Genomic DNA, 12,106 nt, shown 5'->3' with positions numbered 1-12,106 from the left:
CGCTCAACGTTGCCTTGCTTCTTACGGGCAAGGCGTCAACCTCGATAACCTAACCTTCCGCCAGTCGCCGTGACGCTGACTTAGGGCGTATGCATCGTGCCATCAGGCAGGCGGCTCTGCGTCCATTCATGCGGACGATAGACAACGGGGAACTGCCGCGCCGCATCCAGATCGATACCGACGCCAATACCGGGGCGTTCAATCGGATACAGATAGCCATTCTCCGGCTCCACTGCCTGCGGGAAGACCTGACGCGTATTTTCTGGGTAAGCGACAAACTCCTGAATCGCAGCATTGTGCAGGTGGATATTAAGGTGAATGTTGACCGCCGCGCCGATAGGCGTCATATCCGGTGGGCAATGCCACGCCAGCCGAACACCAAAGTTCTGACAGAACGCACCCAGCTTCAGCGCAGGTGTAATCCCGCCAATCTGTGAGACATGGCAGCGAATGAAATCAATCTGGCGGTTAATCACCAGATTCTGCCACTCGGCAGGATTATTAAATAGCTCTCCAGTCGCCAGCGGCACCGCGCTCTGGCTGCGGATCTGCGCCAGCCACTCGTTTTGCGCAGGCGGCAAAATATCTTCGATGAAATAGGGGCGATAGGCTTCTACCGCTTTAGCGAACTGCACCGCCTGATTCGGGAACAGGCGCTCATGGACATCATGCAGGATGTGGAAACGATCGCCGTATTTCTCGCGCAGTGCACGGAACATGGCGATCGTGTTAGCCATGTACTGATCCTGATCGTAATAGGCTCCCTCCGTCGGTTGCCGCGTGCTGTGCAGCGCATCGGGATTGCCGCCATAGAATCCTAGCTGACAGCGGATATGACGATAACCTTGCGCATACAGCCGATCCACTTCCTGATAAAGCCCGTCCAGCGTATCGCTGGCAGCATGGCTGTAAGCGGCAATGGCATCGCGGGATTTCCCACCAAACAGGTGATAGAGCGGCATATCCGCCAGCTTGCCCTTGATGTCCCACAGCGCCATATCGACGCCCGCCACCGCATTGTTGATCACCGGTCCGTTACGCCAATAGGCGTTGACCATCATCATGTGCCACAGGTCTTCAATGTGGTTAGCATCTCGTCCTAGCAGAAGCGGTTTGAGGTACTCGTCCACCATCGCTTTGACGGCCAATGGGCGCTGCTGGAAGGTCGCACAGCCATAACCCGTGACGCCTTTATTCGTGTAAACCACCACCGTTACTAAATTATGGCGGTCTGGGCGGGTAACAAGACATTCAATGTCAGTAATGATTGTCGGTAACAAAAAAATATCCTCCGATGCATTTTACGGAATAGCGCTAACCGGAAAAAATGCAGTCTAAAAATCAGTTTCTTTTTTGTTTTCTACTTATTTTTTCTTTTATTGTAAACCTCTTCTTTAAAAGAATTATTTTGGTTTGAAAAATCCATTGAATTGACAAAAAAACCAGACCAATTATTAAATAATAGCAATAAAACCCCCGCTACAAACTAATCATGTGATGAACATCATGTTTTATTGGTTTGTTTTTTATTTTTTAAGATTTTATTATCTGAGGAAATAATTCGGCCAAAAATAACATAAGGTCATATTGGGGGTTTATTCCATGGGAAAAAATGACGTTATTCAGTCAATCATTAAACTGGTTGGTGGAAACGAAAACATTAATAAAGCCTGGCACTGTATGACACGGCTTCGGTTCGATTTAATTGATGAAAGTAAAGTGCAAACCGAGGCGATAAAAAATCTGCCCGGTATATTAGGTGCGCAACACCAGAGTGAACAGTTTCAGATTATTATCGGGCCACAGGTCAATGAGTATTACGAACTGCTGAACGCCCAACTTTCGCCTACAACAACAACGCAGCCCGATGCGCAGAAAGCGAAAAAAGGGCTGGTCTCACTGTTTATGGATACGGTTTCCGGCGTGTTTGGCCCAATCGTTCCCGCCATCGCGGGTGCCGGGATGATCAAAGGGCTGCTGGCAGGGCTGATTGCCTTGAAAGTGGTCTCTGCCAAAACCGATACCGTGATCGTCCTCGACCTGATCGCCAGCGGTGTGTTCTATTTCTTACCTTTCTTCCTCGCCATCTCCGCAGCCAGGATATTTAAAACAAGCGAATATCTGGCAGCGGCTGTTGCAGCCTGCCTGATGTACCCGTCGTTGATAGAAGCGGCGAAGGCACTAGCCAGCAATAGCCCTAATGCGGTCAGCGCCTTTTACTTCATGGGTATGCTACCCATTCCGGTGTTCAACTATGCTGCTAGCGTCATCCCAGTGATTTTCTCCGTGCTGGCACTGAGCTATATCCATCGTTGGGTCGACCGAATCATGCCTTCGGTGCTGAAAACCGTATTTACCCCAACGCTGACGCTGTTTATCGCCGCACTGGTGTCGCTCACCGTTATCGGGCCATTCGGGATTTATCTCGGTAAACTGCTGGCGCTGTTTATTCAGAGTCTGTTCGATGTGTCGTCTATCTTTGCTGGCTTCGTGGTCGGTGCGATTCGGCCTGTCGCTATCCTGACTGGCATGCATCACGCGATGACGCCTATTGCGCTGCAAAATTTCAGCAATCAGGGCTTTGATATGCTGATGCCGATGATGTGCATGGCGAATATGGCGATTGCAGGCGCCACGTTTGCCATCTACTTCCATGCCAAAACCCGTCAGGACAAATCCGTCGTGCTCTCTGCTGGGGTGTCTGCGCTGCTCGGCATTACCGAACCTGCACTCTTCGGCGTACTGACCAAGTATAAAAAAGCATTTATCTCCGCGACGATTGCCAGCTCCATCGCCTCAGCCTTTATCGCGTACTTCGGTGTCCGGCTGTATGGCTACATCTTGTCGAGTATTTTCAGCCTGCCAGCCTATATCGGCCCGTACTTTAGCTACGCCGTTTCCGGCATGGCCATCGCCATCGTGCTTTCTTTCACGCTGACCTACATCCTAGTTGTCAGAGCCTCCAAACAGGCGTAACCGCACTCGCGGGGCCGTTGCGCCCCGCCCTCTTTCCTCTCTGATTAGTTAGTCTAATATCCGCGCCCCTGTAATTAAATTTCACAAATTGCCAAGCCCGCCTCAATGCAAGTACAAAGAATAAGGGGAAGAAAGAATCGTCAATTGACGAATCCGCCTTATCGTGGCTAGATGGAGGCAGTGCGTCAAAATATGTCAAGTGAAATAAACTTACAAAAATGGTAGGGATGGTCAGGGTAACTATGAACGAACAATATTCCGCAATGCGCAGTAACGTCAGTATGCTCGGCAAGCTTCTCGGCGATACCATCAAGGAAGCGCTGGGTGAAAACATCCTTGATAAAGTCGAAACAATTCGCAAGCTGTCAAAGTCTTCCCGCGCAGGTAATGAACAACATCGTCAGGAGCTGCTGACCACGCTGCAAAACCTGTCTAACGATGAACTGTTGCCCGTTGCCCGCGCATTCAGCCAGTTTCTTAACCTGACCAATACCGCTGAGCAATATCATACGATTTCACCGCACGGTGAGGCAGCGAGCAACCCGGCACAGCTTTCCAGCGCTTTTGAGCGCCTGAAGGAAAGCAAAGATCTGACCGAACGCGATATCCGCGATGCCGTAGAGTCGCTGTCGATCGAACTGGTGTTGACCGCACACCCAACCGAAATTACCCGCCGGACGCTGATCCACAAGCTGGTGGAAGTGAATACCTGTCTCAAGCAACTCGACCATAACGATCTGGCGGATTATGAACGTAACCAGATCATGCGTCGTCTGCGCCAGTTGATCGCGCAGTCCTGGCATACCGATGAGATCCGTAAAATTCGTCCTACCCCGGTAGATGAAGCCAAATGGGGCTTCGCCGTGGTGGAAAACAGCCTGTGGGAAGGCGTGCCTGCGTTTTTACGCGAGCTGGATGAGCAGTTGGAACAGGCTTTCGGCTACCGTCTGCCCGTTGACGCGGTTCCGGTGCGCTTTACCTCCTGGATGGGCGGCGACCGCGACGGTAACCCGAACGTGACGGCAGAAGTGACTCGCCATGTGCTGCTACTCAGCCGTTGGAAAGCCGCCGATCTGTTCCTGCGTGATATTCAAGTGCTGGTTTCCGAGCTGTCGATGTCCGAATGTACGCCGGAGCTGTTGGAACTGGCCGGTGGTAGCGAGGTGCAGGAACCGTATCGCGCCATCATGAAATCACTGCGTTCACAGTTGAGCAGTACGCTGAACTATCTGGAAGCGCGCCTGACGGGTGAAGAGCGTCTGCCCCCTAAAGATCTGCTGATTACCAACGAACAACTTTGGGAACCGCTCCACGCCTGCTACCAGTCGCTGAAATCCTGCGGCATGGGTATCATCGCCGACGGTCGCTTGCTGGATACGCTGCGTCGTGTGCGCTGCTTCGGCGTGCCTTTGGTCCGCATCGATGTCCGTCAGGAAAGCACCCGCCACACCGAAGCGTTGGCTGAGATTACCCGTTATCTGGGTCTGGGTGACTACGAAAGCTGGTCAGAGTCCGACAAGCAAGCCTTCCTGATTCGTGAACTGAGTTCCAAGCGCCCGCTCCTGCCACGCTACTGGGAACCGAGTGCGGATACCAAAGAAGTGCTGGATACCTGTCGGGTCATCGCCAAAGCGCCGCAGGGTTCCATCGCCGCTTACGTTATTTCAATGGCGCGCACGCCTTCCGACGTGCTGGCCGTTCATCTGCTGCTCAAAGAGGCAGGCTGTCCGTTCGCCCTGCCGGTCGCGCCGCTGTTTGAAACGCTGGACGACCTGAACAACGCTGATGATGTCATGAAGCAGTTGCTGAGCATCGACTGGTATCGCGGCTTTATTCAGGGCAAGCAGATGGTCATGATCGGCTATTCCGACTCCGCGAAAGACGCGGGCGTAATGGCCGCTTCTTGGGCGCAGTACCGTGCACAGGACGCGCTGATCAAAACCTGTGAGAAAGCCGGTATCGCACTGACGCTGTTCCACGGACGCGGCGGTTCCATCGGTCGCGGTGGCGCCCCGGCTCATGCCGCGCTGCTGTCACAACCGCCAGGCAGCCTGAAAGGCGGCCTGCGGGTGACGGAACAAGGCGAGATGATCCGCTTTAAATACGGCCTGCCGGAAGTCACCATCAGCAGCCTCGCGTTGTATACCGGCGCGATTCTGGAAGCAAACCTGCTGCCGCCGCCGGAACCAAAACAGGAATGGCACGAGGTGATGGATGAGCTGTCTCGCGTGTCCTGTGATATGTACCGTGGATACGTGCGTGAGAATCCGGATTTCGTCCCGTATTTCCGCGCTGCGACACCGGAGCTGGAGTTGGGCAAACTGCCGCTGGGTTCACGTCCGGCCAAGCGTCGTCCGAACGGCGGTGTAGAAAGCCTGCGCGCTATCCCGTGGATTTTCGCCTGGACGCAGAACCGTCTGATGCTGCCAGCGTGGCTGGGTGCAGGTGCCGCGTTGCAGAAAGTGGTGGATGACGGTAAACAGGAACAGCTGGAAGAAATGTGCCGCAACTGGCCGTTCTTCTCAACGCGCATCGGTATGCTGGAGATGGTGTTCGCCAAAGCCGACCTGTGGCTGGCGGAATATTACGATCAGCGTCTGGTCGAAGAGAAGCTGTGGCCGTTAGGGAAACAGCTGCGCGATCAGTTGGCCGCCGATATCAACATCGTCCTGGCGATCTCTAACGACGATCACCTGATGGCGGATCTGCCATGGATCGCCGAGTCGATCGCCCTGCGTAACGTCTATACCGACCCCCTGAACGTGTTGCAGGCCGAGTTGCTGCATCGTTCGCGTCAGCAGGAAAAACCGGATGCCGATCTGGAGCTGGCGCTGATGGTCACCATCGCTGGTGTCGCGGCAGGTATGCGTAATACGGGTTAATTGCGCATCCAGCAAAAAACTACACGACAAAACAAAGGCCGGTCAGTTGACCGGCCTTTGTTGCTGAAAAAATCAGTCAGCGGTGATGATGGAGTCGATTCGCCAATAATATGAAGAAAATCTCACGCCAGATATTTATCCTGCAAATAGTTCCGCGCACGATTATCCAGACCGTATTCCACCTCAAGCCAGCTATCGATCGAACCGTGTCGTTCGTAGATGGCCTGTAGCGCCGTCACGATAAACTCTTCCTGCACTGACAGCACATAAGAGAACTGTCCCAGCGCTTTCTCATTCAGCGTTGCCGACAAATGCGTTAGCAGTTGCTGGCGAAATGGCGTCAGCGTCGTTTCCGTCAGTAGGTAATCTTCCATCACCGTCTGTTCATCCGCACCCAGCGCAAACATCACCAGCGCTGAGCCGATACCCGTGCGATCTTTACCCACAGCGCAGTGCTGTACCAGCCCGCCGTCATCTGGCCGTAATAGCAGCGATACCAGCTGTTTATAGGCCGAGTTATTGAAAGGTAAACGGCGATAAAGTTCCAACATAAACGCCCGAGAATCAAACGCCGCCAGCACATCGGATCCCAATGAATCCAGATTAGCCGTCACTTCATGGCGCAATGGGTTGGCGGGGTAAGCGTGATAATTAGCCCCCGTCCACAATACGTCGGGCTTCTGCGCAATTTCATCGGCATCCCGATAGTCCACCACATGAGAAATCGGCACGCCAGCAAGGTGTTCGCAGTCAGCCTGACTGAGCAGATCCAGCGAGCCAGAGCGAAAAAGTTTGCCGTGTCGGATAAGCCGCCCATCAGCAGCGCGGTTACCGCCTAAATCGCGGAAGTTGATTCCGCCGTCCAGCGGTAATAAAGAGGGATGAAGCAACGTTGGTTCGGTCATACATCTCCTTGCGAGGTTGAAAGGCGAGCAAGGTAACCGTATTACACACGCAGAGCATGTCGCAGGTTAACCCAATAAACCAGAACAAGTTATCAGAATAAGGGCTAGCCTCTGCGATGACCAGCCCAAAATACCATCAATTTTGTGCTTATTCAGCCGCTAACAAGCGGCGAGTGGCGTCCAGCAGCACCTTAATCACGGTGGTTTCAGCCAGCTTCATGGTCGCCGCATCTGGGATTTCCTGCTGGGTACGGTTCACGATCACGCCCGCGATCATGCCCGCTTTTAACCCCTGGCTGGCGCACATGGTCAGCAGCGTGGCGGATTCCATTTCGTAGTTCAGCACGCCCATGCTCTGCCACTCTTCCATCGAACCGCGGAAACGACGTACAACGCGGCCAGAGAAAGTGTCATAACGTTCCTGACCTGGGTAGAACGTATCGGAAGACGCCGTGATGCCGACGTGCAACGCCGCCCCCGACGCCTTCGCCGCGTCCACCAGCGCAGTGGTACAGCCGAAATCAGCCACAGCAGGGAATTCCATCGGCGCGAAGTGCAGGCTTGCACCGTCAAGACGGACAGCAGCGGTGGTCACCAACACATCACCCACATTGATACCAGACTGAATCGCCCCCGTCGTACCAACGCGCAGGAAAGTACGAATGCCGAGCTGTGCCAACTCTTCTACCGCGATGGACGTTGATGGGCCACCAATACCGGTCGAGCAAACAATAACCGCCTTGCCGTCCAGTTCCGCACGCCAGGACGTAAATTCACGGTGTGATGCCAGATGTACCGGGTTATCCATCAAGCGAGCAATTTTTTCGACACGCTCAGGATCGCCGGGCACGATCGCCAGCGTCGCGCCCTGTAAATCGTTCTTGACCAGACCAAGATGGAACACATCAGATGTAGACATAACTGCCTCCCGGGCAATCAATTGGGTATTCAGAGAAATCGCGCTGGACGCCCCATAAACGCAGCCTGTAGGCGTCCGTTCAATAAAAAGACTCTAGCGCATCACTACATTTTTTTAAGTGACAAGAATCACCGATGAAAAAGAAACAAACATCAACATACATAAAATATGCGATCTGAATCACAATTAACCGGATAAGAAATCCGCTTTTGCTGATTAATTGTCTTTTAGTGTAGATTCTTTAGCCTTATCGATTACCACAACGAACCAAACTCGATACTTTCCGGTTCAATCATTTCCAAGAAGGCATGACATACCGCTTGTCCCTGCCATGATGCACAAATCGCTTCTGCATACGGTTGACTGTCGGCAAAGGCGAGATCGATAAAAACGCCATTATCCAGACTGACTAAATGCTGGCTTTTCCAGCCCGGCTGAAGTGAAAGGTGACGTTCTACCATCTGATGATACGCTTGGCGCATGTCACTCTCCTGAATCCCCTGCTTGAGACGAAATCGCCCTATTTCGATACCGCCTCTGCTTGCTACCGGCGGTGCGTGCTCCCTGTGAACGGTGTAGTGCCCCATGCTGTGCAACGTACTGACAGAAGATCTGAAACAGGAAAATTCCGGTTGGCTTTCAACCGCTTTTGCCGCAGCTTGTGCTGCTTCAAGACTATTCCACACCACAAGATCGACACGCTCGGCAGAGCTATCGATACCTGAAAATGCGATCCAGTCGATAAACCCAGGGAAATGCTTTAAAAGACGTTGTGCCGATGCGCGCGCTGAATCGGCCTCTTGCTGGTTTTTTACCGTGTAAGTGACGATTTCGTAACATGGGGTAGTCATGATGAACTCCGTTATCAGGATGATATGAAGTCTGAATCGTATTACACCACCCTGACAGAACTTGTCAGGGTGGTGTAATCTCTTCTCATGAAAACAATTCGGCTACTCTCTTTACTTGACCATCTTCGCGGCCGCGTACACCCAGTATCAGCGGAAATATTAGCTCAAGCGTTGAATGTATCGGTCAGAACGATCTACAGGGACATGGCGGCACTACAAACCATCGGTGCCCCTATTCGCGGTGAATCGGGACTCGGTTACCTACTTGAAAAAGACTACTTCCTTCCCCCGCTTAACTTTGACCCAGATGAACTGGACGCCATTATGCTGGGAATGCGGCTGATAGGTGTCCGAGGCGATGACATGCTTTCCGCAGCGGCCAGCCGAGTTTCAGCAAAAATCAGCGCGGTGATTGGCGCCAAAAAAGCAGAGACCTATAAGTTGCTTCCTCTCAGAGCGGTTTCTCGACATACCGAGGAAAATGAGAGGGCCATAAATCATCTGGCTTTTCTTCGTCTGGCCATTCGTAACAGGCTCAAATTGCGTATTACCTATGTTGATCTGCAAGGAAGAGAGAGTGATCGAGTCGCCCGTCCCCTTGGTTTAACCCTGTTTGATACCGTATGGTTACTCACGATATGGTGTGAAACTCGTTCAGACTTTCGTAATCTACGGGTAGATAACCTCACGTCAGTGGCGGAGACCGGCCTATACTTCAGGCCAGAGAAAGGAAAACGCTTCGAAGACTATCTCAGCACGCTGTAAGTACATCTCAACACACTGTAGGCACAATCCCACTAGCAACGCTTCATCGATGACAGGAGAGCGCGTAATGAAGACTGATGAACAGACGACCTTCAAACATCTTCCTCAGGGGCTGTCCCCGGCGGTGGAACCGCAGACCGCCTCCATCATTACCACGGATTCCGTCGGTATTATTGCCAGTGAAACCACTATTTCTTCTCAGGGTGAGCAACTACCTGCGTATATCGCCAGACCGGCGAAGCATGACAAGCCGCTCCCTATCGTTCTGGTGGTGCAGGAGATTTTCGGCGTTCATCAACACATTCAAGACGTTTGCCGCAGGCTGGCCAAACAGGGCTATATGGCGATTGCGCCAGAGCTGTATTTCCGTCAGGGTAACCCCAGCCACTATAACGACATTCAGCGGCTCCTGACCGAACTGGTGTATAAGGTGCCGGATACGCAGGTGCTGTCCGATCTTGATCGCACCGCCAACTGGGCGATTAAACAGGGCGGCGATGCCAGTAAGCTGGCGATCACCGGTTTCTGTTGGGGTGGGCGCATCACCTGGCTCTACGCCGCACACAACCCGCAGCTCAAGGCAGGCGTTGCCTGGTACGGTAAGTTTACGGGGGAGAAAACGCTGAATAGCCCCAAACATCCGGTCGATATTGCCACGGAATTGGAAGCACCTGTGCTGGGGTTATATGGCGCGAAGGACGAAGGGATTCCGTTGACACAGGTTGATACGATGCGGCAAGCGCTACGCGCAGCCAATGCAGCGGCAGATATCATCGTCTACCCCGAGGCTGGTCATGCTTTCCATGCCGATTACCGCCCCAGCTACCATGAAGAATCGGCACAAGACGGCTGGCAGCGTATGCTGGCGTGGTTCCAGAAAAACGGCGTGGCGTAACGTCACCACACCGTTTTCATACTTAGCTATTCGCTAAAACGCCACCGGTCACCGGGGGCGTTTGTGTTTTACCGCGTGACAAAGACAAACAGCGTTAGAACGACGTCCAATCGCCGTTATTGCCCTGACCTTTCACCGTAGCAGGTGCTAAAGACAGCGTTGGGGTACGCACGGGCGCTGAGGCGTACGCAGCGGTTTTGCCACTGCCATAAGACAGCAGCTTAAACGCACTCACGGATTCCGCCAGAACGGAGGCTTGGCCTTGCAGAGACAGCGCCGCAGAGGCAGACTCTTCAACCAGAGCCGCATTCTGCTGGGTCGTGGTATCAATCTGTCCAATCGCCAGATTCATCTGGTTAATCCCATCGCTCTGTTCACGACTGGCCTGCGAAATCTCGCTGATAATGTCGTGTACGTCCTTCACGTGGGCCGTTAATCCACCCATCATTTCTTCAGCGGTATCAACCAGTTCCATGCCTTCACGAATTTTGCTTACGGAATCGTCGATCAAATCCTTAATCTCCCGCGCGGCGGTCGCACTACGCTGTGCCAGAGAACGGACTTCCCCCGCCACCACCGCAAAACCACGCCCTTGCTCACCCGCACGCGCGGCTTCAACGGCGGCATTCAGCGCCAGAATGTTGGTCTGGAAAGCGATGCCATCAATCACGCCGATGATTTCCGCCATACGCTGGGATGAATCACGAATGCCGCGCATTTTTTGCGTCACGGAAAGCATGACATCACCGCTTTGTTTCGCCGCACCGGTCGCCTTATTGGCAATCTCCGTCGCCTGATGGGTATTTTCTGCCGTGTTTTTAATGGTGGATGCCAGTTGCTCCATTGAGGCAGCGGTTTCTTCCAGCGAGCTGGCCTGCTCTTCAGTACGCGATGACAGATCCTGATTACCGGCCGTGATTTGTGACGCCGCTGTCGAGATCGTTTCCGCCCCATCACGCACCTGGCCGACAATCGTGCTCAGGCTGGTGTTCATGCGATCCAACGCTTGCAACAGCAAGCCGGTTTCATCCTTGCTGGTCACCGTGATGCGTGAAGTCAGATCGCCCTGTGCCACTCTGTCTGCCACTTGCAAAGCCTGCTCTATTGGACGGGTTACACTGCGCGTGATCGCCCAGGCAATCAGCGCCCCAAATACGGCACCCAGCGCCAAAATAAGCAGCAAAATCATGCGGGTGTTGCTGTATACCTCAGCCATGGTCTCGACAGAGTTATCCATCGCATCATTTTGGTAATTCACCAACTGCTTCACCGAGTCACGGTAATTGCGCTGAATGACGTTCAGGTTGCTATTGAATTCCTTCACAGCAACGTCGTTATTACCCGCCAGCGCATCACTAATAATTTTATCGCCAGACTTGATGAACTCGGCACGAAGCCCGCGGATAACACCTACCTGTTTACGGGCATGCTCGCCTGAGACATTGCTTTCCAGATTGTCGAGTAGGCGGCTAATTTCCTTGCGGTACGCCATAATCCGATCGACATACTCCTGACGCTGATCCTGACCGGATACCAGCATCATCTGCAAATAAGCGACAAAATGCCCATTCACGTTATCGATGAGGTCAGTAGCATCTACCGTTTGCGGATAAACCTCTTTGACGATATCTCTGGCACCATCCTGAAAAGAGGACAGTTTAGACAAAGAAAAAATACTCACGGTAAATAACATCAGAATCAAGATGGCAAATCCGCCTCCTAATCGATAGCCAATTCGCCAATTTGCTAAACTCATGTCTCACTCCTTTTAGGTAATACATAATAATGACTGCTGCTCGTCTAATAACGCCGCAGAGTGGGGAATTATCGTTTTTCGGGAAAATAAATAGGCTTTACGGGTGTATATAAATACCCATAAATGAGTAATTGCAGGTGCACTTTCAACATAAATA

Annotated in this window: 9 protein-coding genes; 4 read left to right on the top strand and 5 right to left on the bottom strand. The window is 52.7% G+C overall.

All coding sequences use genetic code 11. The features are described from left to right. Positions 1-80 precede the first annotated feature (80 nt). Positions 81-1,280 carry a starvation-sensing protein RspA gene (locus H0247_RS00680; protein WP_180740786.1) on the bottom strand — a complete coding sequence of 400 codons (1,200 nt, stop codon included), beginning with the start codon at positions 1,278-1,280 and terminating at the stop codon, positions 81-83. Positions 1,281-1,602: 322 nt separating this feature from the next. On the opposite strand from H0247_RS00680, the gene H0247_RS00675 reads away from it, so the two are divergent. Beyond that, positions 1,603-2,976 (top strand): PTS transporter subunit EIIC, encoded by a 1,374-nt coding sequence (locus H0247_RS00675; RefSeq protein WP_180740785.1) that lies wholly within the window; start codon positions 1,603-1,605, stop codon positions 2,974-2,976. A 242-nt stretch (positions 2,977-3,218) separates the two neighbouring features. Further along, positions 3,219-5,858, top strand: a complete 2,640-nt coding sequence (ppc, locus tag H0247_RS00670) for a phosphoenolpyruvate carboxylase (protein ID WP_180740784.1) — start codon at positions 3,219-3,221, stop codon at positions 5,856-5,858. A gap of 122 nt (positions 5,859-5,980) precedes the next feature. Here ppc and H0247_RS00665 read toward each other — a convergent pair whose 3' ends face one another. From H0247_RS00665 to H0247_RS00655, 3 genes are all read right to left on the bottom strand, one after another. Then, on the bottom strand, positions 5,981-6,763 hold the full coding sequence (locus tag H0247_RS00665) for a tyrosine-protein phosphatase (RefSeq protein WP_180740783.1): 783 nt from the start codon (positions 6,761-6,763) through the stop codon (positions 5,981-5,983). 148 nt (positions 6,764-6,911) lie between these two features. Then, on the bottom strand, positions 6,912-7,682 hold the full coding sequence (gene udp, locus H0247_RS00660; protein ID WP_015842159.1) for a uridine phosphorylase: 771 nt from the start codon (positions 7,680-7,682) through the stop codon (positions 6,912-6,914). Between the two features lie 254 nt (positions 7,683-7,936). Beyond that, positions 7,937-8,533, bottom strand: a complete 597-nt coding sequence (locus H0247_RS00655) for a hypothetical protein (protein ID WP_180740782.1) — start codon at positions 8,531-8,533, stop codon at positions 7,937-7,939. Between the two features lie 87 nt (positions 8,534-8,620). Here H0247_RS00655 and H0247_RS00650 point away from each other — a divergent pair, with 87 nt between their 5' ends. Both H0247_RS00650 and H0247_RS00645 read left to right on the top strand, forming a co-directional pair. Then, positions 8,621-9,298: a YafY family protein gene (locus H0247_RS00650; RefSeq protein WP_180740781.1), complete on the top strand. Its 678-nt coding sequence runs from the start codon at positions 8,621-8,623 to the stop codon at positions 9,296-9,298. Positions 9,299-9,365: 67 nt separating this feature from the next. Beyond that, positions 9,366-10,193, top strand: coding sequence for a dienelactone hydrolase family protein (locus H0247_RS00645; protein ID WP_180740780.1), 828 nt, complete (start codon positions 9,366-9,368; stop codon positions 10,191-10,193). A gap of 94 nt (positions 10,194-10,287) precedes the next feature. On the opposite strand, the gene H0247_RS00640 is transcribed toward H0247_RS00645, so the two are convergent. Next, positions 10,288-11,949 carry a methyl-accepting chemotaxis protein gene (locus H0247_RS00640; RefSeq protein WP_180740779.1) on the bottom strand — a complete coding sequence of 554 codons (1,662 nt, stop codon included), beginning with the start codon at positions 11,947-11,949 and terminating at the stop codon, positions 10,288-10,290. Positions 11,950-12,106 lie beyond the last annotated feature (157 nt).

The sequence above is a fragment of the Pectobacterium sp. CFBP8739 genome (assembly GCF_013449375.1).
Taxonomy (GTDB): domain Bacteria; phylum Pseudomonadota; class Gammaproteobacteria; order Enterobacterales; family Enterobacteriaceae; genus Pectobacterium.
The sequence above is the reverse complement of the archived record's forward strand: the minus strand, read 5'-3'. Positions and strand labels throughout refer to the sequence as shown.

Bases quoted from the DNA above. Each gene is read 5' to 3' on its own strand.
- udp (WP_015842159.1), bottom strand. From the start codon at position 7,682: ATGTCTACATCTGATGTGTTCCATCTTGGTCTGGTCAAGAACGATTTA.
- H0247_RS00655 (WP_180740782.1), bottom strand. From the start codon at position 8,533: ATGACTACCCCATGTTACGAAATCGTCACTTACACGGTAAAAAACCAG.
- H0247_RS00675 (WP_180740785.1), top strand. From the start codon at position 1,603: ATGGGAAAAAATGACGTTATTCAGTCAATCATTAAACTGGTTGGTGGA.
- H0247_RS00640 (WP_180740779.1), bottom strand. From the start codon at position 11,949: ATGAGTTTAGCAAATTGGCGAATTGGCTATCGATTAGGAGGCGGATTT.
- H0247_RS00650 (WP_180740781.1), top strand. From the start codon at position 8,621: ATGAAAACAATTCGGCTACTCTCTTTACTTGACCATCTTCGCGGCCGC.
- H0247_RS00645 (WP_180740780.1), top strand. From the start codon at position 9,366: ATGAAGACTGATGAACAGACGACCTTCAAACATCTTCCTCAGGGGCTG.
- ppc (WP_180740784.1), top strand. From the start codon at position 3,219: ATGAACGAACAATATTCCGCAATGCGCAGTAACGTCAGTATGCTCGGC.
- H0247_RS00665 (WP_180740783.1), bottom strand. From the start codon at position 6,763: ATGACCGAACCAACGTTGCTTCATCCCTCTTTATTACCGCTGGACGGC.